Annotated in this window: 22 protein-coding genes and 1 riboswitch; of the genes, 16 read left to right on the top strand and 6 right to left on the bottom strand. The window is 67.7% G+C overall.

What is annotated here, in order from left to right; genetic code table 11:
* Window positions 1-31 precede the first annotated feature (31 nt).
* On the bottom strand, window positions 32-1,012 hold the full coding sequence (locus A5789_RS17590) for an SDR family NAD(P)-dependent oxidoreductase (RefSeq protein ID WP_063012671.1): 981 nt from the start codon (window positions 1,010-1,012) through the stop codon (window positions 32-34).
* A 204-nt stretch (window positions 1,013-1,216) separates the two neighbouring features.
* Between A5789_RS17590 and A5789_RS17585 the strand changes: the two genes are divergently transcribed.
* Window positions 1,217-1,393, top strand: coding sequence for a hypothetical protein (locus A5789_RS17585; RefSeq protein WP_156747550.1), 177 nt, complete (start codon window positions 1,217-1,219; stop codon window positions 1,391-1,393).
* 192 nt (window positions 1,394-1,585) lie between these two features.
* Here A5789_RS17585 and A5789_RS17580 read toward each other — a convergent pair whose 3' ends face one another.
* The gene (locus A5789_RS17580; protein ID WP_197516640.1) at window positions 1,586-2,434 is read right to left on the bottom strand and encodes a helix-turn-helix transcriptional regulator; all 849 of its coding nucleotides are present in this window, start codon (window positions 2,432-2,434) and stop codon (window positions 1,586-1,588) included.
* A gap of 94 nt (window positions 2,435-2,528) precedes the next feature.
* On the opposite strand from A5789_RS17580, the gene A5789_RS17575 reads away from it, so the two are divergent.
* The 3 genes from A5789_RS17575 to A5789_RS17565 all read left to right on the top strand — a co-directional run bounded on the left by A5789_RS17575 (window position 2,529) and on the right by A5789_RS17565 (window position 7,620).
* Window positions 2,529-3,911 (top strand): MFS transporter, encoded by a 1,383-nt coding sequence (locus A5789_RS17575; protein ID WP_155525955.1) that lies wholly within the window; start codon window positions 2,529-2,531, stop codon window positions 3,909-3,911.
* An 88-nt stretch (window positions 3,912-3,999) separates the two neighbouring features.
* Window positions 4,000-7,341 carry an error-prone DNA polymerase gene (locus A5789_RS17570; protein ID WP_064927305.1) on the top strand — a complete coding sequence of 1,114 codons (3,342 nt, stop codon included), beginning with the start codon at window positions 4,000-4,002 and terminating at the stop codon, window positions 7,339-7,341.
* Between the two features lie 48 nt (window positions 7,342-7,389).
* Window positions 7,390-7,620 carry a DUF167 domain-containing protein gene (locus A5789_RS17565; protein WP_063029386.1) on the top strand — a complete coding sequence of 77 codons (231 nt, stop codon included), beginning with the start codon at window positions 7,390-7,392 and terminating at the stop codon, window positions 7,618-7,620.
* A gap of 32 nt (window positions 7,621-7,652) precedes the next feature.
* Here the strand turns inward: A5789_RS17565 and A5789_RS17560 are convergent, their stop codons facing one another.
* The gene (locus A5789_RS17560) at window positions 7,653-8,117 is read right to left on the bottom strand and encodes a tRNA (cytidine(34)-2'-O)-methyltransferase (RefSeq protein ID WP_030513537.1); all 465 of its coding nucleotides are present in this window, start codon (window positions 8,115-8,117) and stop codon (window positions 7,653-7,655) included.
* 302 nt (window positions 8,118-8,419) lie between these two features.
* Between A5789_RS17560 and A5789_RS17555 the strand changes: the two genes are divergently transcribed.
* Window positions 8,420-8,932, top strand: coding sequence for a GNAT family N-acetyltransferase (locus A5789_RS17555; protein WP_228792825.1), 513 nt, complete (start codon window positions 8,420-8,422; stop codon window positions 8,930-8,932).
* A gap of 170 nt (window positions 8,933-9,102) precedes the next feature.
* A complete protein-coding gene (locus A5789_RS17550) occupies window positions 9,103-9,348 on the top strand; it encodes a DUF3017 domain-containing protein (RefSeq protein WP_081879271.1) in 246 nt (81 codons plus the stop codon).
* A gap of 2 nt (window positions 9,349-9,350) precedes the next feature.
* Here A5789_RS17550 and A5789_RS17545 read toward each other — a convergent pair whose 3' ends face one another.
* Both A5789_RS17545 and A5789_RS17540 read right to left on the bottom strand, forming a co-directional pair.
* Window positions 9,351-10,511 carry a homoserine O-acetyltransferase gene (locus A5789_RS17545; protein WP_063015637.1) on the bottom strand — a complete coding sequence of 387 codons (1,161 nt, stop codon included), beginning with the start codon at window positions 10,509-10,511 and terminating at the stop codon, window positions 9,351-9,353.
* A 2-nt stretch (window positions 10,512-10,513) separates the two neighbouring features.
* Window positions 10,514-10,768, bottom strand: coding sequence for a hypothetical protein (locus tag A5789_RS17540; RefSeq protein WP_063015595.1), 255 nt, complete (start codon window positions 10,766-10,768; stop codon window positions 10,514-10,516).
* Window positions 10,769-10,781: 13 nt separating this feature from the next.
* A riboswitch (SAM riboswitch) is annotated at window positions 10,782-10,893 on the bottom strand.
* A 313-nt stretch (window positions 10,894-11,206) separates the two neighbouring features.
* Here A5789_RS17540 and A5789_RS17535 point away from each other — a divergent pair.
* From A5789_RS17535 to A5789_RS17495, 9 genes are all read left to right on the top strand, one after another.
* Window positions 11,207-12,424 carry an NADP-dependent isocitrate dehydrogenase gene (locus A5789_RS17535; RefSeq protein WP_063015596.1) on the top strand — a complete coding sequence of 406 codons (1,218 nt, stop codon included), beginning with the start codon at window positions 11,207-11,209 and terminating at the stop codon, window positions 12,422-12,424.
* A 305-nt stretch (window positions 12,425-12,729) separates the two neighbouring features.
* Window positions 12,730-14,016 carry an MFS transporter gene (locus A5789_RS17530; protein ID WP_227463189.1) on the top strand — a complete coding sequence of 429 codons (1,287 nt, stop codon included), beginning with the start codon at window positions 12,730-12,732 and terminating at the stop codon, window positions 14,014-14,016.
* Between the two features lie 51 nt (window positions 14,017-14,067).
* Window positions 14,068-14,652, top strand: a complete 585-nt coding sequence (locus A5789_RS17525; protein ID WP_146098797.1) for a potassium channel family protein — start codon at window positions 14,068-14,070, stop codon at window positions 14,650-14,652.
* A 38-nt stretch (window positions 14,653-14,690) separates the two neighbouring features.
* Complete coding sequence (locus A5789_RS17520) at window positions 14,691-15,335, top strand: TetR/AcrR family transcriptional regulator (protein WP_064902581.1); 645 nt, start codon at window positions 14,691-14,693, stop codon at window positions 15,333-15,335.
* A 385-nt stretch (window positions 15,336-15,720) separates the two neighbouring features.
* Window positions 15,721-16,938, top strand: coding sequence for a lipid-transfer protein (locus A5789_RS17515; protein WP_063015638.1), 1,218 nt, complete (start codon window positions 15,721-15,723; stop codon window positions 16,936-16,938).
* Between the two features lie 13 nt (window positions 16,939-16,951).
* A complete protein-coding gene (locus A5789_RS17510; protein ID WP_063015599.1) occupies window positions 16,952-17,386 on the top strand; it encodes an SRPBCC family protein in 435 nt (144 codons plus the stop codon).
* A 10-nt stretch (window positions 17,387-17,396) separates the two neighbouring features.
* Complete coding sequence (locus A5789_RS17505) at window positions 17,397-18,278, top strand: MaoC/PaaZ C-terminal domain-containing protein (RefSeq protein ID WP_063015600.1); 882 nt, start codon at window positions 17,397-17,399, stop codon at window positions 18,276-18,278.
* A gap of 14 nt (window positions 18,279-18,292) precedes the next feature.
* Window positions 18,293-19,162: an SDR family oxidoreductase gene (locus tag A5789_RS17500; protein ID WP_064902582.1), complete on the top strand. Its 870-nt coding sequence runs from the start codon at window positions 18,293-18,295 to the stop codon at window positions 19,160-19,162.
* A gap of 18 nt (window positions 19,163-19,180) precedes the next feature.
* Window positions 19,181-20,437, top strand: coding sequence for an acyl-CoA dehydrogenase family protein (locus A5789_RS17495; RefSeq protein WP_064902583.1), 1,257 nt, complete (start codon window positions 19,181-19,183; stop codon window positions 20,435-20,437).
* A 63-nt stretch (window positions 20,438-20,500) separates the two neighbouring features.
* Here A5789_RS17495 and A5789_RS17490 read toward each other — a convergent pair whose 3' ends face one another.
* Window positions 20,501-21,433, bottom strand: a complete 933-nt coding sequence (locus A5789_RS17490; RefSeq protein WP_227463188.1) for an alpha/beta fold hydrolase — start codon at window positions 21,431-21,433, stop codon at window positions 20,501-20,503.
* 14 nt (window positions 21,434-21,447) lie between these two features.
* Between A5789_RS17490 and A5789_RS17485 the strand changes: the two genes are divergently transcribed.
* Window positions 21,448-22,314 (top strand): exodeoxyribonuclease III, encoded by an 867-nt coding sequence (locus A5789_RS17485; RefSeq protein ID WP_155525954.1) that lies wholly within the window; start codon window positions 21,448-21,450, stop codon window positions 22,312-22,314.
* Window positions 22,315-22,965: the final 651 nt, after the last annotated feature.

Raw genomic sequence — 22,965 nt, 5'->3', positions numbered from 1 at the left:
GGAGCGACGCGGGTGGAGGCTGCAGCCGCGTCTACCAGTAGGTGCCGGGAACCAACCGGGCGGCGCGGCGCAGTGTCGAGCGGGTAACCCGCTCCGCCGCCGACGGCTTGCGCTGTGGTTTCGCCTGCAGCGCGGGCACTTCCGACTCCGGTTCGTCCTCGACCGGCAGTTCGCCCTTGGCGGCGGGGGAGTCCGGCAGCGCCCGGTAGTACCGGTGCATGACCCGATCCTTGATTCCCGGTGCGAACAGCGTCCCGTATTCGGCCAGGGTGCCCACCGGCACATCGATGCGCCGCGGCCGCTCGCTCAGCGCGCGCACGATGGTGGCCGCCGCCCATTCGGGAGATTCCGACGGGCCCTGTTTACCGCTGGGCGCGATCATCGGCGTCCGCACCAGCGGCATGTGGATGGTTGTGAAAGTGATGTTGTCGGAGAGCATCTCGGCCGCCGTGACCTCCGCGAACTTGTCCAGGGCGGCCTTACTGGCGAGATAGGCGGCGAACCGCGGTGTGGCGACCTGAACACCCGCGCTCGAGATGTTCACGATGTGGCCGAATTTGCGCTCCCGCATCTGGGGCAGCAGTGCCAGCGTCATCCGCACCGCACCGAAGTAGTTGACCGCCATGGTCCGTTCGAAGTCGTGCAGCCGGTCGGTGGATCGGTGCACGGCGCGCCGGATGGAGCGGCCGGCATTGTTGACCAGCATGTCGACGTGGCCGTGGGTGTCGAGAATCGACTTCACGGTCCGGTCCACCGAGTCGGAATCGGTGACGTCGCACTGGTAGGCGTAGGCCCGCCCGCCCGCGGCGGTGATCTCCTCGACCACGGCGTTCAGTTCCTCGCCACGCCGTGCCAGCAGCAGCACCACGGCCCCCTTGGCGGCGACCGCGGTCGCCGCCGCCCGCCCGATACCGGAGGAGGCGCCCGTGATGACGACATGTTTACCGGCGAGATCCCGGCGTGCCCGCCGACGGGCCAGATAGCCGTGTTCGGCCGCGTGGTTATCCGACATCGCTGCTCCCTTGCAGGTCGATTTTCTCCGAACTTACTCCAAAGTAAGTTCCGCTGCCAAGGGGGCTGCGCACATCGGCGCGGGGGAGCCGGGTAGGTCGCGAGGACTACATCGGCCCCGTACCGGTCATTCCGACGGGCGATGCCGGCCCGGCGCTCCCGCGTCATGCTGGGTGTTCGGATATCGGTGCGGGAGGAGACGACGGTGAGTCTGTGGACAGCGTTGCGCCGGCGAAGGGCGGCCAGGGACGAGAAGGCCGGGGCCGACGCCCGGGCGAAGGCGATCGCGGCGGGGGCATCCGAAGGAGAGGCCGCCGCCGCGGCGGAACAGGCGGTCCGGCGTGCGCGGCGCCGGCGTCGCGCCCTGTACACCGGCGGATGAGCGGGCTCAGGGGTGAGCCCCGCGGCGCGCGTACTCGCCGGCGCGGACTCCAGTACAGACATGGGGTCCCTTTCCTTCCCGCCGTCGATTCGCCCAGTGACATTAGGGCGAGCCGATATTCGCGAAAAAGATTCGAATCAGCGAGATTCCAGCGGCGGCCTGTTCTGCCCCTGCGGCCGACCGCTTCCCTGGTCAGCCCGCGACAGTGGATGCCCGGGGCGCAGCCGCCGCCAGCCGTACCAGCGCGTCGTACGCGGTCGTGCCGGGTTCGGCGCTGTAGGCCACCAACCGCTGCCCCGGCACATTCGGAACGGCCAGCACCACGTAGTCGAGCGTGAAGGCGCCGACGAGTGGGTGGTACAGCCGTTTGTGCCCGCTGACCTTGTGCCGCAGTTCGTGATCGGCCCACAGTTCCCGGAAAGGAGCGCTCCGGGCGTGCAGGTCGGCCACCAGCCGGCGCAGCGTCGGATCGTCCGGCCGCCGACCGGTGGCCGCACGCAGATGTGCCACCGAGTCGGCGGCTATCTCGTCCCAGTCCGAAAAGCGTTGCCTCGCCTCAGGGTCGGTGAAGACATAGCGGACGTTGTTCGGATGGCCGGAGCCCTCGACCAGGTGGCCGAAGAGCGCGGCGGCGCCGGCATTCCATGCGAGAACGTCGCTGTAGCGGTCGATCACATACGCGGCCGTCGGCTCCGACAGCAGCTCCAGCATCCGGCGGGCGCCGAGCGACAGTTCGCCCGGCTCGGCCGGCTGCAGCCGCACATCGCCGCCGAGCGCGAACAGATGCTCGCGCTCGTCGGCGGACAGCCGCAGCGCATTCGCCAGCGCGGCAAGCACACTCGGTGACGGATGCGGGGCACGCCCCTGCTCCAGCCGCGTGTAGTAGCCCGGGCTGACCCCCGCGAGCCGGGCCAGCTCCGCGCGGCGCAGCCCCGCCGTGCGTCGCACGCCCTCGACGCGGATACCGACCGCCTCGGGCGCGAGCGCGGTCCGGCGCGAGCGCAGGAACGAACCCAACTCGCTCGCCTGTGTGTCTGCCACCGTTCCTCCTACCATCACGCCTCGCTCAGGGTAGCCCTGACAGGTGCACCCTCGGCCCTTGTCGGGCGGTCGCCCCGGGATCGATGCTGACGACGTGAGCACACCTGTCACCCAGCCGATTTCCGGCATCGAGATCACCGAGGCGCCCGGGCGGGCCCGGTGGACGCTGTTCGCGGCCTCCTTCGGATTCCTGATGGTCAGCCTGGACGCCACCATCGTGAACGTCGCGCTGCCCACGCTCGGGCACCGGCTCGATGCCGGCCTGAGTCAGCTGCAGTGGGTGGTGGACGGCTGCACGCTGGTATTCGCCGCCTTCCAGCTGATCGGCGGCACGCTGTCCGATCGGATCGGGGCGCGGCGGGCGTTCGTCGCGGGTCTCACGGTGTTCGTCGCGGCTTCGCTGGCCTGCGGGCTGGCGACGACGCCGGCGATGTTGATCGCCGCCCGGTTCGCGCAGGGCCTCGGAGCCGCGATCCAGCTGCCGGCCTCGTTGGCGATGGTCCGGCACGCCTATGCCGACCCCGGGCGGCGCGCGCGGGCGGTCGGGCTGTGGGCAGCGGCCGGCGGGGCGGCGGTGGCAGCTGGACCGGTGATCGGCGGCGTATTGCTGGCGACGCTCGGCTGGCGGTCGCTGTTCCTGGTCAATCTGGTGATCGGCGCCTGCGGACTGCTGGCCACCACCCGGTCGGCGGCGACGCCCGCGAGCACCGGCCGTGGCATGGATCCGGTCGGACAGCTCACCGTGGTTGTGGTGCTGTGCGGTTCGACCTACGGCTTGATCGAGGGTGGCCACCGGGGCTGGAGCTCGGCGCCGGTGCTGACCGGATTGATCGCGGCGGCGGCCGGTGCGGTCTTCTTCGTCCGGTGGGAGCGCCGGGTGGCGGACCCGATGTTGCCGTTGGATCTGTTCGCGCACCCGGCCTTCTCGGCCGCCTCGGTCGTCGGCTTCGTGCAGAACTTCGCCTACTACGGCATCGTCTTCCTGCTGTCGCTGTTTCTGCAGGAGCAGCGCGGTGATTCGGCGCTGGTGACCGGGCTGGTATTCCTGCCGATGAGCCTGGCCGCGCTGACCGCGAATCTGCTCGGAGGCCGGATCACCGCCGCGGTCGGCCCGCGCTCGCCGATCGTCGGTGGGCAGCTCGCCTTCGCGGGTGGTCTGCTGCTGCTCGTTCTGGCCGGTGCGGATGCTCCGCTGTGGATGATCTGGGTGGCGACCGTCCCGGTCGGCTTCGGTGCGGGAACGGTCGTGCCGGCGATGACCAGTGCGGTGCTGGAGAGCGTGCCGGCCGCCCGGGCAGGGGTGGCGTCCGCGCAGCTCAACACGGCGCGGCAGGTCGGCGGCGCGGTCGGGGTCGCGGTATTCGGCACGCTGGTGGCCGGTGACTTCCTCGGCGGCCTGCGGACGTCGCTGGTGATCGCCGTCCTCGCACTGCTCGCCGCCGCGGTGGTCGGCGGGATATTCGTCCGGACCCGCTGATCGCAGCGGGGCCGCCTTCCGAACGTTGCGCCCACGAGTTAGCATCGGTATCGAATATACGTTCGAATCTACGAAGGTGCGTGCCGATATGGGCTGGGGAAACGGCCCGCCCACCTGGGCGGAAATGGAGCGGGTGCTCTCCGGTCTGCCTGGGCGCGGGGCCGCCCCGCCGGGTGACGGCGGAGACAGCCCGGCGTGGTCGCATACACGCGGCGAATACCGGGCGGGGTCGCGGCCGGAGCCGAGCGGTCCGCTGGTGCCGTATGCGGAATTGCATACGCATTCGGCCTACAGCTTTCTCGACGGCGCCTGCCAACCCGAGGAGTTGGTGGAGGAGGCGGTGCGCCTGGGGCTCGAGGCCCTGGCGCTCACCGATCACAACGGCTTCTACGGGGTGGTGCGTTTCGCCGAGGCCGCCGCCGAATGGGGGCTGCCGACGGTGTTCGGCGCCGAATTGTCGCTGGGTGAAATTCGCGACGCGACAACGATATTCGGCTCCGCTCCGATGGACGATTCGCAACCGCGCACGGGGGAACCGGACCCGTCCGGGCCGCATCTGCTGGTGCTGGCGCGCGGGCAGGAGGGATATCGGCGGCTGTCGCGGGAGATGTCGGCGGCACATATGGTGGCCGGTGAGAAGGGAATCCTGCGCTACGACCTGGACCGGCTCGCCGCCGCCGCCGACGGGCACTGGCATATTCTCACCGGCTGCCGCAAAGGTCATGTGCGCCGGGCGCTGGAGCGGGGTGACGCCGAGGCGGAGGCGGCGCTGCGCCGGCTGATGGATCTGTTCGGCCGCGACCGGGTGAGCGTCGAACTCACCCACCACGGAGTGCCCGACGACGACGAACGCAATGCCCGGTTGATCGCCCTCGCCACCCGGTTGGACGTGCCGGTGATCGCCACGACCGCAGCGCATTTCGCCACCCCGGCGCAGGGGCGCCGGGCGATGGCGCTGGCGGCCATCCGGGCACGGTGCAGTCTGGACGACATCGACGGCTGGCTGCCGCCCACCGGTGGCGCGCATCTGCGCTCGGGTGCGGAAATGGCCCGGCTCTTCGCCGAATACCCGCAGGCGGTGGCCGGGGCGGTCGATCTGGCTCGCGCATGCGCCTTCGATCTGCGCTTGATCGCCCCCGAATTACCGCCGTTCGACGTGCCGCCCGGCCACGACGAGAATTCCTGGCTGCGGGAACTCACCCTCGCCGGAGCGCGCGATCGTTACGGCCCGCCGGAGGGGAATCCCAAGGCGTACCGGCAGATCGAACACGAACTACGGATCATCACCGAACTGAATTTTCCCGGCTACTTCCTGGTCGTGCACGATATCGTCCACTTCTGCAAACAGAACGACATCCTGTGCCAGGGCCGGGGGTCGGCGGCCAATTCCGCGGTCTGCTACGCGATCGGCATCACCAATGTGGATCCGGTCGCCAACGATCTGCTGTTCGAACGTTTCCTGGCGCCCGAACGCGACGGCCCGCCCGATATCGATCTCGATATCGAATCCGATCGCCGGGAAGAGGCGATCCAGCACGTCTACCGCAAGTACGGTCGCGAATACGCCGCCCAGGTGGCCAATGTGATCACCTATCGCGGCAAGTCCGCGGTGCGCGATGCTGCTCGCGCGCTGGGTTTCTCGCCCGGCCAGCAGGACGCGTTCAGCAAACAGGTGAGCCGATGGACCGGGGTGGCATCCGAAACGCATACCGATATTCCGGACCGGGTCCTGGAACTGGCGGGTGAGATCGAGGGCCTGCCGCGACATCTCGGTATTCATTCCGGCGGCATGGTGATCTGTGATCGGCCGATCGCCGACGTCTGCCCGGTGGAGTGGGCGCGCATGCCCGGGCGCAGTGTGCTGCAGTGGGACAAGGACGATTGTGCCGCAGCGGGTCTGGTGAAATTCGATCTGCTCGGTCTGGGCATGCTCTCGGCCCTGCACTACATGATCGATCTGGTGCGCGAGCACAAAGGTGAGGTCGTGGAATTGCACGCCCTCGATCTCACCGAATCCGCCGTCTACGAGATGCTGGCGCGCGCGGATTCGGTGGGAGTGTTCCAGGTCGAGTCGCGCGCCCAGATGGCGACACTGCCGCGGCTGCGCCCGCGTGCCTTCTACGATCTCGTCGTGGAGGTCGCGCTGATCCGGCCCGGCCCCATTCAGGGCGGTTCGGTGCATCCCTATATCCGCCGGCGCAACGGCCGGGAGGAGGTGACGCTCGACCATCCGGCGCTCGAGAGTTCGCTGGCCCGCACCCTCGGAATTCCGCTGTTCCAGGAACAACTCATGCAGATGGCGATCGATATCGCGGGTTTCACCGCCGCCGAGGCGGACCAGTTGCGCCGCGCGATGGGATCGAAACGGTCACCGCAGCGCATGGAGCGGCTGCGCGGCCGCTTCTATCAGGGCATGCGTGATCTGCACGGAATCACCGGAGAGCTGGCCGATCGCATCTACGAGAAGATCTACGCCTTCGCGAATTTCGGTTTCCCGGAAAGTCATTCGCAGAGTTTCGCCGCGCTGGTGTTCTATTCGGCCTGGTTCAAACTGCATCATCCCGCGGCGTTCTGCGCGGGGCTGCTGAACGCGCAGCCGATGGGTTTCTACTCTCCGCAGTCGCTGGTGGCCGACGCCCGCCGGCACGGGGTGGTGGTGCACGGGCCGGATATCAATCACAGCCTGGCCGGGGCGACGCTCGAGCAGTGCGGAACCCAGGTGCGACTGGGCTTGTCCGCGGTCCGGCACCTCGGTGACGACGTGGCCGAAAAGATCGTCGCCGCACGGTCTTCCGGTCCCTATCGATCGTTTCTGGATTTGACCGGGCGGGTCGAGTTGACGGTGCCGCAGGCCGAGGCCCTGGCCACCGCGGGTGCGCTCGGCAGCATCGAGTCCGCATCGGGCCACGGTCTCGACCGGCGGCAGGCGCTGTGGGCGGCCGGTGCGGCGGCGGGGGAGCGGGCGGATCGGCTGCCGGGGACCGGGGCGGTCACCGACGCACCGGCGCTGCCCGGGATGAGCGAACTGGAAATGGCGGCCGCCGATGTGTGGGCGACCGGTGTGTCGCCCGGTCGGTATCCCACCGAATTCCTGCGTCCGCGGCTGGACGAACTCGGCGTGGTCGCGGCGAACCGGCTGCTCGCCGTGCCCGACGGGTCGAAGGTGCTGATCGGCGGTGCGGTGACGCACCGGCAGCGACCGGCCACCGCGTCCGGGGTCACCTTCATCAATCTGGAGGACGAGACCGGCATGGTGAACGTGGTGTGTTCGGTGGGGCTGTGGCGCCGCTATCGGCGCATCGCCCAGGGCGCTCCCGCGCTGCTGATCCGGGGGCGGGTGCAGAACGCCGAGGGTGTGGTGAGTGTGGTGGCGGAACATCTGCAGCGCATGGACCTGCGCATGGCCTCGAAGTCACGCGATTTCCGCTGAACGGTCGCGGCTACGCTCGTCCCACCGACCGACATCGAGGAGCAGCACGTGGCGACCGTGGTCCGCGCGACCATCAAACCCAACAGCCGCAAGGGCCCCCTCGTCGAAATCCTCGACGACGGCACCCTGCAGCTGTACGTGCGCGCCCCCGCGGTGGAAGGCAAGGCCAACAAGGCCGCGATCGAACTTCTCGCCCAGCACTACGGCGTGCCCAAGTCGGCCGTCCACCTCACCGCGGGCGCCACCTCCCGCTTCAAACGCTTCACGATCGACATCTGAGGCGTGCCGTTCGGCCGGTGGGGGCTCGGCGTCTACACGGCGCCCGGGAACCCCAGCTGCCGCCACGCCTCGTACACCGCGACCGCCGCGGCGTTGGACAGGTTCATCGACCGGCGACCGGGCAGCATCGGGATGCGCAGCTGATCGGTGATGTGCGGGTCGGCCAGGACGTCGGCCGGCAACCCGGTCGGTTCCGGACCGAACAGCAGGACGTCTCCGGCCCGGTAGGAGATATCGGTGTTGTGCGTGGTGGCGTGCGTGGTGAAGGCGAAGACGCGCTCGGGACGCAGGGATTTCCATGCGGCGGAGAGGTTTTCGTGCACGGTGACCACCGCGAGATCGTGGTAGTCCAGTCCGGCGCGGCGCAGCTTCGGCTCCGACAGATCGAATCCGAGCGGCTCGATCAGATGCAGTTCGCATCCCGTGCCGGCCGCCAAACGGATCGCATTGCCCGTATTCGGTGGGATACGCGGTTCGAAGAACACCAGCTTGAGCACACCGAGACGGTACCCGTCCCGGATAAGTGGTACGCCTCGCAGCCCGGCCTCTGTTACCGTGATCGGCGGCCGTATGGCGACGGCCGATCCGTTTCGACGATGCCGCGATCGCCTCGGTATCGATGAGCTCCCGGGAGGTGGATCGATGACTGTGCGTGAGGCCGCCGTGCGCGCAGGTGCCGGACACCTTCCCCAGGGCCCCTTCCGCGCGTCGGCCTGATCTCGTCCGCGATTGCGCCGAGCGCCCGCTCGCGCAGCCGCGTCGACTCATCACCCGATCGATACGAAACGGATTCGTAGCATTGACTATTCGAACCTGGATCACGCGCGCCGAAACCGCCGCCGACATCCCCGCCGTCCACGCGGTCACTACCGCCGCATTCGACCGGCCCGACGAGGCCGACCTCGTCGAGGCGCTACGCGCCGACCCGGCCTGGATCGACGGCCTGTCGATCGTGGCGACCGGACCGGACGACGCAGTCGTCGGCTATGCGCTGCTGACTCGTTGTCATATCGGCGATATCCCGGCGCTGTGCCTGGGACCGTGCGCCGTACTGCCCGAGTATCAAGGCACCGGTGCCGGGGCGGCGGCCGTTCGTGCCGCACTGCGGGCCGCTGCCGACCGCGGCGAGCATTTCGTCACAGTGCTCGGCCACCCCGAGTACTACCCGCGGTTCGGTTTCCGGCGGGCAAGCCGATACGGCATCGATCTGAGCATCGATGTCCCCGATGACGCGCTGATGGCCCTCGCGCTCGACGCGGACCATCCGCTCCCGGCGGGCCGTATCCGCTACGCCGCACCGTTCGGCGTCTGATCGCAGCTCGGTCGCGGCGGCCGCATCCGGTGGCCATCGTGACCGGGCCCGCCCCCGCTCCCGGGGGTGGCACGACCGGACATGCGAGAATCGCAGCCGTGACCGACGTGCCGACCACCCACCCACAGCATTCCAGCCCGGCGAGCCGCTTCTTCCAGGTTCATCTGCCGATGCTGCTGGTCGTGGTGGTGCTGCTGGTCGCGGTGGTCTTCGTGGCCCAGGACCGGTGGCGGCGCGGCGCGTTCTTCATCGGCGGGGCGACCCTGCTGGCGGCGGTGTTCCGGTTGTGCCTGCCGACGGCCCGGGTGGGGCTGCTGGCGGTGCGCAGCCGCCCGTTCGACATCGGCGCCTACACCGTGCTGGGCGGCGCGATCATCGTGCTGGCGGTCACCATCAGCAGCCTCGGCGTCGGCTGAACTCAGGACGCGCGGGCGTCCTGCGCGGCGCGCGCCAACTCCATCGTCTGCTCCAGCAATTTGCCGATCGCCTCGGTCTCGGTGAGGAAACCGTCGTGGCCGTCGCGCGAATGCACGACTTCCAGGCCCTTGCAGCCGGGCAGGAGATCGGCCAGTTCCTGCTGAGTCCGCAACGGATACAACCGGTCCGAGTCCACGCCGCCGACCACGCAGGGCACCGGGGTGGCGGCCAGCGCGGCCTCGATACCGCCGCGTCCGCGCCCGACGTCGTGCCGGTTCATGGCCTCGGTCAGCAGCACGTAGGTGGCCGCGTCGAACCGCGCGACCAGCTTGTCGGCCTGATGTTCCAGATAACTCTGCACCGCGTAACGGCCACCGTCCCAAGGGTTTTCGTCACCCTGGGCGGTGTTGGCGAACCGATGGTCGAGTTCGAATTCGGTGCGGTAGGTCAGATGCGCGATCCGGCGCGCGATGCCCAGCCCGGCCTGCGGGCGGCGGCCGGTGTCGTGATAATTGCCGTCCTGCCAGTCCGGATCCGAGGTGATCGCGGCGATCTGGGTGGTCTGGGTGCCGATCTGATCCGCGGTGGCGCGGGCGCCGACCGCCAGCACCAGGGCCGCGTCGACGCGATCGGGATAGCCGACCATCCATTCCAGCACTCGCATGCCGCCCATCGAACCGCCGACCACCGCGGCGATGCGGGAGATGCCGAGCAGGTCCAGCAGCACCACTTCGGCGCTCACCTGGTCACGAATCGAAATCTCCGGAAACCGTGCGCCCCAAGGCTTTCCGTCCGGCGCGAGGGACGAGGGGCCGGTGCTGCCCTGGCAACCACCCAGAACGTTGGTCGCGATCACGCACCAGCGATCGGTGTCCAATGCGGCGCCCGGTCCGACCAGTCCGTCCCACCAGCCCGGAAGGGCGTGCAGTTCGTCGGGCTGTCCGCAGACGTGCGAATCTCCGGTCAATGCGTGCTCGACCAGCACCACGTTGTCCAGGCCGGGGGCCAGTTCGCCCCAGCGCTGCACGGCCAGTTCGACACCGGGGACGACCGCCCCGTTCTCGACGCGGACATCGCCGATGCCGATGATGCCCACCGTGCCGTCCGCGGGTGGTAGCAGTGTCGTTGCGCCCGGGCGTGACGTGCTCGATTCGATACTCACGGTCACCGTGCCGTCACCACGTCGAGCCGTGCCAGGCCGTCTACTCCCGTGCCGTCGAGTCCCAGGATCCGCATCGGCCCGCGGACCTGCCGGAACACGGCGCCGGAGGCCGCCGGGTCGGCGCACGGCGAGAGCGCACGCGTGGTCGAGGCGGTACGGAGGGCTGGGGCACACACATCCCCGATGGTAGCGATACGCCTGCGCCGCTCCGCCGCCTCCACGCACTTGTCGACGATGGGCACGGTGGACTCACTCACTTGTTGCTCCTGACAGTCGCGCTTGCCCTCGGCTTTCGAGAGCCCGGTCAATCACCCGGAGCACCCCACCGCAACTGGAGGGTTGCCGGCCAGCGAGCCGGGGCTTGGCGCTGGCACTCATGACCTGCCGTGGATGGTAACAATCGGTCACGGCGGGGGCGAGGGTTGGGCTCGCCCGATTCGAGGCGGATGTTCGCGGTGTATGTCCGTTTCCCTGGCGACCGGACATCGGGCCGGTGTGACGTGGGTAGCTCGCAATGGGACCGCCCCTGTCAGTGAGACCCAGCGCACCAGTACGCTTGTCTTGTTTAGCACCAGGCGTCTCGTGGACAACGCGGGGCGTATACGTTGTCTGTTGAACAGCTGGGGTCCGCTCACAAGCGTGCTCGCCTGGCCGTGCAATGGGAGCACACCTTCCTTAGGAGGACACGAAGATCCATGTCCAAGATCAAGGTTGAAGGGACCGTCGTCGAACTCGACGGCGACGAGATGACCCGGATCATCTGGCAGTTCATCAAGGACAAGCTGATCCATCCGTACCTCGATGTGAACCTCGAGTACTACGACCTCGGCATCGAAACTCGCGACAAGACCGATGACCAGGTGACCGTCGACGCGGCCAACGCCATCAAGAAACACGGCGTCGGCGTCAAATGCGCCACCATCACCCCCGACGAGGCACGTGTCGAGGAATTCGGTCTCAAGAAGATGTGGCGTTCGCCGAACGGCACGATTCGTAACATCCTCGGCGGCACCATTTTCCGCGCGCCGATCATCATCTCCAACGTTCCGCGCCTGGTGCCCGGCTGGACCAAGCCGATCATCATCGGCCGTCACGCCTTCGGTGACCAGTACCGCGCCACCGACTTCAAGGTGCATCAGGCCGGCACCGTCACGATTCAGTTCACCCCGGAGGACGGCTCCGAGCCGATCGTCCACGAAGTGGTGAAGATGCCCGAGGACGGCGGCGTCGTCATGGGTATGTACAACTTCAAGAAGTCGATCGAGGACTTCGCGCGGGCGTCGCTGAACTACGGCCTGCAGCAGAACTACCCGGTCTACATGTCGACGAAGAACACCATCCTGAAGGCCTACGACGGCATGTTCAAGGACACCTTCCAGGAGATCTTCGAGACCGAGTTCAAGGAAGAGTTCGAGGCCGCCGGACTGACCTACGAGCACCGGCTGATCGACGATATGGTCGCCTCCGCGCTCAAGTGGGAAGGCGGCTACGTCTGGGCCTGCAAGAACTACGACGGCGACGTGCAGTCCGACACCGTGGCGCAGGGCTTCGGCTCGCTGGGCCTGATGACCTCGGTGCTGCTCACCCCGGACGGCCGCACCTGTGAGGCCGAGGCCGCGCACGGCACGGTGACCCGCCACTTCCGGCAGCACCAGCAGGGCAAGCCCACCTCCACGAACCCGATCGCCTCGATCTTCGCGTGGACGCGGGGTCTGGCGCATCGCGGCAAGCTGGACAACACCCCCGAGGTCATCGGCTTCGCGCAGACCCTCGAGGACGTCGTGATCAAGACCGTCGAGAGCGGCCAGATGACCAAGGATCTGGCGCTGCTGGTCGGCGGCAACCAGGGCTACCTGACCACCGAGGAATTCCTCGGTGTGCTCGACGCCAACCTGGCGCGCGAACTGAGCTGAACGCTCACGACCGGCCGGAATCCGGCGCGGCCGGTAGACATATCCGGGCACCCGCCCCCACCGATCCCGGTGGCCGCGGGTGCCCGAATTGCTTTCCGCACCCGATCGCGCGGCGTGTGAGGTATCCGACAGCGCGCCGGGCGCGGCCTCCGATGCGGCGAGAGCCGTTGTCCCGCAACGATTTCGATGCTCCTCGGACGACGCTGGCGAGCGGAAGCCGGTTCCGGTGAGTCGAATCACCCCGGCCGCCGGTATCACCGCGACGGCCGCGCGTGTTGGCCACACCCGTGGCCGACTCAGCTCCCGTGCGTACCGCACCTCCCGTCGACTTCCCCTCGGCGCCGTCTGCGAGTGACGCGTCGTCCCGTGCGGCGCTCGGCTCGGCGCGGGAGACTTCCGTCCGCACCGGATGGCATGTTCCGGCGATGCTCGCGCTGGCGCTCGGCGGTTTCGGGATCGGCACCACCGAATTCGTCACCATGGGACTACTGCCCGACATCGCCGCGGATCTGCATGTTTCCGAGCCCACCGGCGGACATGCCGTCTCGGCGTACGCGCTGGGCGTGGTGGTCGGCGCGCCCGTGATCGCGGCACTGTGCGCCCGCATGCCGCGTAAGCGCCTGCTGATCGGCTTGATGATCGCGTTCACCGTCGGAAATATCGCCTCGGTGCTGGCCCCGGCGTTCCCGGCGTTGGTCGCCGCGCGTTTCGTCGCCGGTCTGCCGCACGGCGCCTACTTCGGTGTCGCCTCGCTGGCCGCCGCCTCGCTGGCGCCGGTGGGGCAGCGGGCCAAGGCCGTCGCCGCGGTGATGCTGGGCCTGAGTGCCGCCAATGTGGTGGGCGTCCCCGCGGCCACCTGGCTCGGGCAGGGGCTCGGCTGGCGTGACGCCTACGTGGTCGTCGCCGTCATCGGGCTCGCCACGGTCCTCGCGATCACCCGCTTCGTGCCCGATCTGCACGGCGTGCGGGTGACCGATCCGCGCACCGAACTGACCGCCCTGCGCCGCCCCCAGGTCCTGCTGACCCTGCTGGTCGGCGCGGTCGGCTTCGGCGGCATGTTCGCGGTGTACACCTACATCACCTCGACCCTCACCGATGTCGCCGGCATGGGTCAGGGCCTCGTGCCGATCGTGCTGGCACTGTTCGGCCTGGGCATGGTCGCGGGCAACATCGGCGGCGGCGTCCTCGCCGACCGCGGCGTGGACCGCTCGGTGTTCGTCGCGCTGATCGCGATGGTCGTGATTCTCGCGGCTTTCGTTGCGGCAGCACACAATCCGTTCACCGCCGCCGCGGGCGCCTTCCTGGTCGGCGCTTCCGGAGCCGCACTGGCGCCCGGCCTGCAAACCCGCCTGATGGACGTCGCCCACGACGCCCAAACCCTCGCCGCCGCCCTCAACCACGCCGCCCTGAACATCGCCAACGCCGCCGGCGCCTGGCTGGGCGGCCTCGTGATCGCGGCGGGCCTCGGTTACACCGCGCCCGCCGTCGTGGGCGCGGGCCTCGCCGTCGCAGGGGTGGTGCTGTTCACCATCACCGTGTGGTCGTCTCGCCGCGTGGCGCGACGCCGTGAACCGGTCGCTCCTCGCCTGTAGCCGACCGGGAGAACGCCGGGCAACCTCCCCTTGTGCGACCCTCCGGCGTGGTTGAGTGATCCCGAGCAGGCGGCAGAACTCGACCGGGAGGTCAGGATGGATCCGCAGGAACAGTGGAGCGGCGGTGACGGTGCGCGGCGGCGGGCGGCGTTGTATGCCGCCGCCCGAACCGCGGTGACGACGATCGTGCTCGTCGCGCTGTATTTCGTCCTGCCCTTTCATCATCTGGACAAGCTCGGCCCGCTACTGGGCCTGTGTGGTGGTCTGGTGTTGGTCGTCGTGCTCATCGTGCGGCAGGCCACGCGGATCGTCGCCGCGCCCTATCCCGGACTCCGCGGAGCCGAGGCGCTGACCATGATCGCGGTGGTGTTCATTCTCGTATTCGCCACGACGTATGTGTTGATGTCGTCGGCCGCGCCGGACAGTTTCACGATCCTGCTGACCCGGGTCGATTCCCTCTACTTCACGGTGACCGTGCTGGGAACGGTCGGTTTCGGCGATATCGCTGCGACCTCGCAGGCCGCCCGCGTCATGGTGACTGTGCAGATCCTGGCCGATCTGGCGCTCATCGGCGCCGGCGTGCGTGTGGTGCTGGCCGCGATCCAGCGCGGCCGTGCGGCGCACGAGCCCGAGTGAGTTTCATGCACGTGTGTATGTAAGTGTAGGATTTCCGAATGGCCAGATCTGCCGTCGGTAAGCCGCCGCGTCGTACGCAGGAGCAGCGCAGCAGTGAGATGCGGGTGCGGCTGCTCGACGCGACCATCGATTGCCTGGTCGAATACGGCTATGCGGGCACCACGACGCCGCGCGTCGCGGAACGGGCCGGGGTCACTCGCGGCGCTCAGGTGCACCATTTCGGTTCCAAGACGGATCTGGTGGTGGCCGCCATCTCGCATCTGGCGCAGCGGCGCACCGAGGCCGCGATGAAGGAGCTGGGCCGGTTGCGCGCCGGCGACGATCCGATCGGCGCCACCCTCGACGCGATGTGGGAGCTGCATCAAGGACCGCTGTTCATCGCGGCCATGGAGCTGTGGGTGGCCGGGCGCACCGATCCGGTGCTGGCCGCCGAGGCCGAGAAGGTCGAGCCGTTCGTCAACAACGCCGTCCTGATGGCGGTATCGCAATTGGTCCCGGACGAATTGCGGCGCAAGGAAGTTCGGGACTTCGCCTATACCGCGATGGACACCTTGCGCGGAATTCTGGTCTCCAACTTCGTATCCCCCGATCCGGAGCGTGCCCACCGCCGCTGGCAGCGAGCTTCCGCGCATCTGCGCCGGGCCGCCGAATCCGCACTGCCGGGCCTGGGAATCGGGGGCTGAGAGCTCTGAAAGGCTCCGCGCCGGCGCCGATGTGCGGTGGCCGTGGGGCTTCCCGGTAGCCGCCTCGCGACGAATGACGCTGCGGCGCAGTCCGATGCGCCGACTCTCGCGCGCGGGAGATCGGGCTGCTGTTACGGGCGCCACCGCTGACTGCCGTACCGCCCCGCCGGTGCGCCGGCGGCGGGGCGGGCGCTATAGCGAGCTACAGATGCACCTGTACGTATCAACACAAACGTCCTAACTGCGCATACCTCCCGATCCGGCAGCGACCTCACGCACCCTATTGCGCATTTACATACAGCTCCGTATGTTTGTTTCCAGTTCGATCGGAACGGATCGACCGCTGCCGCTCGCCGGGGCGGCCGACTGGGAGAAGGGTGGTTCGATGACGAACAAGGTCTACGTCGTCGGCGTCGGAATGACGAAGTTCGAGAAACCGGGGCGACGGCAGGTCGAGGAGGCCGACGGGACGACCCGTGCGTGGGACTACCCGGATATGGCCCGCGAATCCGGCACCAAGGCGCTGGCCGACGCCGGAATCGACTATCGCGAGGTGCAGCAGGCCTACGTCGGCTACGTCTACGGCGAGTCCACCTCCGGCCAGCGCGCGGTCTACGAACTGGGGATGACCGGTATCCCGGTGATCAACGTGAACAACAACTGTTCCACCGGATCCACCGCGCTCTACCTTGCGGCACAGGCGATTCGGGGCGGGCTGGCCGACTGCACGCTGGCGCTGGGCTTCGAGAAGATGCAGCCCGGATCGCTCGGCTCCACCTGGGACGACCGCGAGCAGCCGATGGCCAAGCACATGATGGCGCTGGCCGAGATCTCCGAAGTGCTGTTCCCGCCGGCGCCGTGGATGTTCGGCGCCGCGGGCCGCGAACATATGAAGCAGTACGGCACCACCGCGGAGCATTTCGCGAAGATCGGATTCAAGAACCACAAGCATTCGGTGAACAACCCGTATTCGCAGTTCCAGGACGAGTATTCGCTCGACGACATCCTGGGCGCGAGGATGATCTACGACCCGCTCACCAAGCTGCAGTGCTCGCCGACCTCGGACGGTTCGGGCGCGGTGGTCCTGGCCTCCGAGAACTTCGTCGACCGCCACGGTTTGGCCGGGCGGGCGGTGGAGATCGTGGGCCAGGCGATGACCACCGATTTCGCGTCCACCTTCGACGGCACCGCGAAGAACCTCATCGGCTACGACATGAATGTGCAAGCCGCGCAGCAAGTGTACCGGCAGTCGGGCCTGGGCCCGCAGGACTTCCAGGTGATCGAACTGCACGACTGCTTCTCCGCCAACGAACTGCTGCTCTACGAGGCGCTGGGCCTGTGCGGCGAGGGCGAGGCCGGCAGCCTCATCGACGGCGAGCAGACGACCTACGGCGGCAAGTGGGTGGTCAACCCCTCCGGCGGCCTCATCTCCAAGGGGCATCCGCTGGGCGCGACGGGTTTGGCGCAATGCAGCGAGCTCACCTGGCAGCTGCGCGGCGAGGCCGACAAGCGTCAGGTGGACGGCGTCACCGCCGCGCTACAGCACAACATCGGCCTCGGCGGAGCCGCGGTCGTCACCGCCTACCAGCGCGCCGAGCGCTGAAAGGAGTACGAGCATGGGTCACATCGAAGCCACCAAGAACCTCAACGCCACCCCGGACGCGCTGTGGGCGGTCGTCTCGGATCCGCAGACCTGGGACAAGTGGTTCACCATCCACGAGCGCTGGATGGAGGAACCGCCGGCCACGCTCACCACGGGCTCGAAGCTGGTCGCCAAGATCATGATGCTCGGCATGGCGAACAAGATGGAATGGGTTGTCGAGGAGGTGAATTCGCCGAACAACCTGGTACTCAGCGGCGCCGGTATGGCCGGTGTGAAGGTGAAGTTCTCCTTCGACATCACGCCCGAGGGGGCCGGCAGCACGTTCTCGGTCTCCGGCGATTTCGAGGGCGCGCTCATCAAGGGCGCGCTCGGCAAGGCGGTGGAGAAGGACGGCGCCAAGCAGCTGGACACCACCCTCGACCAGCTCGACGCGCTCGCGACGGCATAGCGAGGCGCATATGGCCACCGAAACAGCACCCCGGCCCGTGGAATTCGACGACGCGGGCCTCGACGTCTGGTCCGACGAGGAACGATTCGAGGTCACCCGGGAGCGGATCGCCGAGTACGCCGCGGCCACCAACGACCCGATTCCGGCCCACCTGTCCGGCGATATCGCCTCACCCGTCTTCGCCATCGTGCCCGTCTTCGAGGCGATGATGATGCCCGTGATCGACGTCGTCCCGATGGACATCTTCGGCCGAGTCGTGCACGGCGAGCAGGACTTTCACTTCCACCGCCCGATCCGGCCCGGTGATCGGCTGGTCTCGCGGGCCAAGGCGGTCGGCTACGAGGGCCGGGAGAACGGCACCACCATCACCATTCTCATCGAATGCCGGGACTCCGAGGGCGAGCTGGTCAACGAGCAGTACCTGACCGCCTTCTTCCGCAACATCGATGTCGGCAAGCGGGTCGGTGAGAGCGCGCCGGCGCACAAGTTCGATCCGGAACTGGAGGCGCGCCCGCCCCTGGCCCGGGTCGCCGCCCACGTGGACGACGATCAGACCTACCGCTACGCCCCCGCCTCCGGCGATCCGGTGCCGCTGCACCTGGACGAGCAGGTGGCCAAGGACGCGGGACTGCCCGGCATCATCGCGCACGGTCTGTGCACGATGGCGATGTCGTCGTGGGCGGTCCTCACCGAGGTCGCCGGTTCCGATGTGCACCGGTTGAAGCGTTTCGCGGTGCGCTTCTCGAAGATGGTGTTCCCCGGCGACGATCTGGAGACGCAGATCTGGAAGGTCGGCTCGACCGGCTCCGACACCACCTACGCGTTCCGCACCGCGCGCGGAACCGATCTCGTTCTGACCGACGGCCTGGCGGTCGTCGCCGACAACTCGTAGCCGAGGAGACTTTCATGGGTGTATTGGATGGGCGGGTCGCCGTCATCACCGGCGCCGGCCGCGGCATCGGACGCGAACACGCGCTGTTGTTCGCGCGCGAGGGCGCTTCGGTGGTGGTGAATGATCTGGGCGGGAGCAACGCCGGAGAGGGCGCCGACGCCGGACCGGCGCAGCAGGTGGTGGAGGAGATCCGCGCCGAGGGCGGGAAGGCGGTGGCCAACACCGACAACGTGGCGCAGTGGGACGGTGCGAAAAACCTGGTGGACCAGGCGATCTCGGAATTCGGCGCGCTCGACGTGGTGATCAACAACGCCGGCATCCTGCGTGACGGGTTCATCGCCGGTCTGGAGGAATCGCAGTGGGACGCGGTCATCGCGGTGCATCTGAAGGGCCACTTCAACGTGCTGCGCCATGCCGCGGCGTACTGGAAGGACCAGTCGAAGGCCGGTAAGCAGCCCAATGCCGCCGTCGTCAACACCGCCTCGGCCTCCGGCGTCACCCTGCCCAACGCCGGCCAGGCGAACTACGGCGCGGCCAAGGCCGGTATCGCCGCGTTGACCCTGGTCGCGGCGGAGGAACTGGAACGCTACGGCGTGCGGGTCAACGCCATCGCCCCGATGGCGCGCACCCGCTTGACCCTGGCCACACCCGGTATGGGCGCGATCTTCGCCGCCGAGGTGGGCGAAGGCGAATTCGACGCCTTCAGCCCGGCCAACATCTCGCCGCTGGTCGCCTATCTGGCCACCGACAAATGCCCGGTCACCGGCAAGGTCTTCGCCGTCCAGGGCGGGGCCATCTCCGAACTCGGCGGCTGGCACGACGTGAAGACCATCGAAACCGACGGCCCCTGGCTGATCGACGACATCGCAGCCCGGCTGCCCTGACGCTGGAGGAGAATGACGATGTTCGAATGGTCCGAGACCGACGAGATGATCCGCGCGGCCGTGCGCGCCTTCATCGACAAGGAGATCCGGCCGCATCTGGACGCCCTCGACAGCGGTGAGATGCCGCCGTATCCGATCTTGCGAAAACTGTTCGGCGAGTTCGGCATCGACGTCATGGGCGCCGAGGCGATAGAGAAGATGCTCACCAAGCAGCGTGCCGCCGAGGCCGCGCCGGACGAGGCCGGACAGCGCGACAAGAAACCCAGGTCCGGCAGTGACCCGTTCGGCGAGCAGCAGTCGTTGATGGCGGTGCTGATCAGCGAATTGTCCGGCGTCAGTATGGGTTTGGTCGCCGCGATGGGCGTCTCGATCGGTCTCGGCGCGGCCACCATCATGTCGCGCGGCACGCTCGCGCAGAAGGAACGCTGGCTCGCCGATATCGTGACCTTGAAGAAGGTCGCGGCCTGGGCCATCACGGAACCGGATTCGGGTTCGGATGCCTTCGGCGGCATGAAGACCTCGGTCAAGCGCGACGGCGAGGACTACATCCTCAACGGCCAGAAGACCTTCATCACCAACGGTCCGTACGCCGATGTGGTGGTCGTCTACGCCAAACTCGACGAGGGCGACGGCACCGACAAACGCGATCGCAAGGTGCTCACCTTCGTCCTCGACAAGGGCATGGAGGGCTTCACCCAGGGCAAACCGTTCAAGAAGATGGGTTTGCACTCCTCACCCACCGGCGAATTGTTCTTCGACAGCGTGCGATTGGGCAAGGACCGGCTGCTCGGCGAGACCGAGGAGCACAAGGGCGGCGACGGGCGAGAAAGCGCGCGAACGAGTTTCGTCGCCGAGCGGGTGGGCGTGGGCTTCATGGCGCTGGGCATCATCAACGAATGTCACCGGCTGTGTGTGGAATACGCCAAGACCCGCATGCTGTGGGGTCAGGAGATCGGCCGCTTCCAGCTGGTGCAGCTCAAGCTCGCGAAGATGGAGATCGCCCGCATCAACGTGCAGAACATGGTCTTCAACACCCTCGAACGCGGCCGTGCGGGCAAACCGCCGACCCTGGCCGAGGCCTCGGCGATCAAGCTGTACTGCTCGGAGACTGCCACCGAGGTCGCGATGGAGGCCGTGCAACTGTTCGGCGGTAACGGCTACATGCAGGAATACCGCGTCGAACAACTCGCCCGCGACGCGAAGTCGCTGATGATCTACGCCGGTAGCAACGAGATCCAGGTGACCCATATCGCGAAGGGCCTGCTGGGCCGGTGATCGCCACGTGATGGCGGCCGGCGGATCGGCGCCGAGGGGTTCGAACCGATCCGCCGGCCTTTCTCACACCGCCCGCAGACGCGTGCGGCTGGCATAGACGTGCTCGGCGATGAGGGTCGCGATGCGGTCGGGAGCCTCCAGCATCGGGACGTGACCCACGCCGTGCACCAGGATGCGGTCTGCGGTCTCGGGCAGTTCCCGCAGAAAACGCTTGGCGTACATGCGGTTCGGGATGATCCGGTCGAATTCGCACATCAGCAGGCGCACCGGCGTCCGCACGGTGGACAGATCGTCGAGAACCGCCATCCGCAGACCGCTGACGATCAGCGGCAGCATGGCCGCACAGTGGGTCGCCGACATGATCGCCGCTTCCACTCCGCGTCGCGGCGCCGCGGCGATGTTCTTGCTCAGCAACATGGCGGTGGCCCGCCGGACCGGCGCGCTGAACCGGATCCAGGCCGGTAGACGCTTGCCGATTTCGACGATCGGCAGCAGCATCAGGAACTCCAGCCCCACCCGCAACTGCGCCAGCGACGGATTGTGCCATCCACCGGCGGGTGCGATGGCGGTGAGCGTGCGCGCCCGGCCGCGGCGGGCCAATTCGAAGCCGACCCAGCCGCCGAGCGAGTTGCCCGCGATATGGCAGGTGCGCCAACCCAATTCGTCGAGCTGTTCCTCGACCCGGTCGGCGAGCAGATTCACGTCGATGTACCAGCCGCTGAGGTCGGGGCCGCCCCAGTGCCCGGCGAAGGCCGGAGCGAACACCTCGCAAGTAGCGGACAATCGGGACGCGACGTCCTCCCAGCAGTGCGGCGACATCAGGAAACCGTGCAACAGCAGCAGCGGATCACCCGATCCGGTGTGCAGGGCTGTCATCGGCGCAAGGGAGGTGGCGGGTTGGGTGGTGCCGGACGTCATCGTCGTCACCCCTTCCGAATCGGCGGCGGCCTGCTCGGCGTGGCCGCGATGTCCGCGAGGACGGGTTGATTCCCGCATTGTACGGTCGATACGTGGCCCGCATCATCAGTTCCGTCAACGTCAATGGCATACGCGCAGCTACCGGCAAGACCGGGAAGGGGATGCTCGAATGGCTCGCAGTGACCGAGGCCGACATCATCTGCCTGCAGGAGACCCGGGCAACCGATGACCAGACCCGCAAGGCACTGGCGCCGGTCCTCGACGCCGGGTGGTTCCTCGCCCACGCCGAGCCGGGCGCCAAGGGCCGCGCCGGGGTCGGAATTCTGTCCCGCCGTGAGCCCACCCGCGTGCGAATCGGCTTCGGCAGCACCGAATTCGACGGCGTCGGCCGCTACGTGGAGGCCGATTTCGACGACGTCACCGTCGCGAGCGTGTACGTGCACACCGGTGAGGCCGACACTCCCATGCAGGACGAGAAATATCGTTTCCTCGGCGAACTGGGCGGGCATATGAAGGCGCAGACCCGCGATTTCGTGATCTGCGGCGACTGGAACGTCGCGCACACCGAACTCGACATCAAGAATTGGAAGGGCAACGTCAAGAACTCCGGCTTCCTGCCGGGGGAGCGGGCCTGGATCGACGAGATGCTGGCCGCGGGGTATGTCGACGTGGTCCGCCAACTCCATCCGGGCGTGCCCGGCCCCTACAGCTGGTGGTCCTACCGCGGCCGCGCCTACGACAACGACGCCGGCTGGCGCATCGACGCGGTTTACACAACGGAGGATATCGCATCCCGAGCCGTGTCGGCACGTGTTGAGAAGGCCGCCGAGTACGCCCTACGTTGGTCGGACCATGCCCCGGTCACCGTGGAGTTTGCCGACAAGGCACCCGAGCCCGTCGTTATCCCAGCCCCGACCGGCACGGCCGGTGGTGCCGAGACGGTATCCGCCCTGGATTGACGGATGTAGACTCAGCGCCGCTGACGGAATGGCCGTCACCACACCAGAACGCTGGTCAGAAACCAGAACGCTGGTCAGGGTGAGGTTCCGTCTTCCTTCCTCTGACCGAGGAAGGCTTGAGCAGGTGAACGTAGCAATGACTGTCGCAATCCTGGCTATGTGTGGATCGGCCGTTTGCATCTTTGCCCTCTGGGGTGCGCCACCCGAGACACGACCAGACATCATCAACGCACTTGCAAACCTGTTCCGGCGGCGTGACTGAGCGACCTCGCCAACGATATCGGTGCTACTGGTAGGTTCCGGCGGGACTGACCGCCGGGGCCGATGCCCAACGGCTTAGCGACATGAGACCGATGTCCGGTCTCCCCGGTGCTGTCCGTCTACGACGGCAGCGCCACCGGCGGTCAGCTTTCCCATCCCAATCCCCTGCGTGGAAATATATGAAAATATATGGGGCATGAGCTACGCATTCCGGTTGAGTCCAGCAGGATGGTGTATGGCCGGACGCCAGCAAAGTGCGGGCGTGTCGTAGCCGGATAGGGGGTGGTCACCGCGTGATCCTTCAAAAGACCGGCAAGTCACTTGAAGGAAAGAAAGTTCACGCGATGACCTCTGTCCAGCCTATCGACCCGTCCAAGATGCTGTCGGACC

The organism is Nocardia sp. 852002-51101_SCH5132738, from assembly GCF_001665695.1.
Taxonomy (GTDB): Bacteria; Actinomycetota; Actinomycetes; order Mycobacteriales; family Mycobacteriaceae; genus Nocardia; species Nocardia nova.
This window is presented reverse-complemented; position numbering and strand designations above follow the sequence as displayed.

Bases quoted from the DNA above. Each gene is read 5' to 3' on its own strand.
- A5789_RS17510 (WP_063015599.1), top strand. From the start codon at position 16,952: ATGGGTCACATCGAAGCCACCAAGAACCTCAACGCCACCCCGGACGCG.
- A5789_RS17590 (WP_063012671.1), bottom strand. From the start codon at position 1,012: ATGTCGGATAACCACGCGGCCGAACACGGCTATCTGGCCCGTCGGCGG.
- A5789_RS17505 (WP_063015600.1), top strand. From the start codon at position 17,397: ATGGCCACCGAAACAGCACCCCGGCCCGTGGAATTCGACGACGCGGGC.
- A5789_RS17500 (WP_064902582.1), top strand. From the start codon at position 18,293: ATGGGTGTATTGGATGGGCGGGTCGCCGTCATCACCGGCGCCGGCCGC.
- A5789_RS17515 (WP_063015638.1), top strand. From the start codon at position 15,721: ATGACGAACAAGGTCTACGTCGTCGGCGTCGGAATGACGAAGTTCGAG.
- A5789_RS17570 (WP_064927305.1), top strand. From the start codon at position 4,000: ATGGGCTGGGGAAACGGCCCGCCCACCTGGGCGGAAATGGAGCGGGTG.
- A5789_RS17535 (WP_063015596.1), top strand. From the start codon at position 11,207: ATGTCCAAGATCAAGGTTGAAGGGACCGTCGTCGAACTCGACGGCGAC.
- A5789_RS17495 (WP_064902583.1), top strand. From the start codon at position 19,181: ATGTTCGAATGGTCCGAGACCGACGAGATGATCCGCGCGGCCGTGCGC.
- A5789_RS17520 (WP_064902581.1), top strand. From the start codon at position 14,691: ATGGCCAGATCTGCCGTCGGTAAGCCGCCGCGTCGTACGCAGGAGCAG.
- A5789_RS17550 (WP_081879271.1), top strand. From the start codon at position 9,103: ATGCTGCTGGTCGTGGTGGTGCTGCTGGTCGCGGTGGTCTTCGTGGCC.
- A5789_RS17490 (WP_227463188.1), bottom strand. From the start codon at position 21,433: ATGCGGGAATCAACCCGTCCTCGCGGACATCGCGGCCACGCCGAGCAG.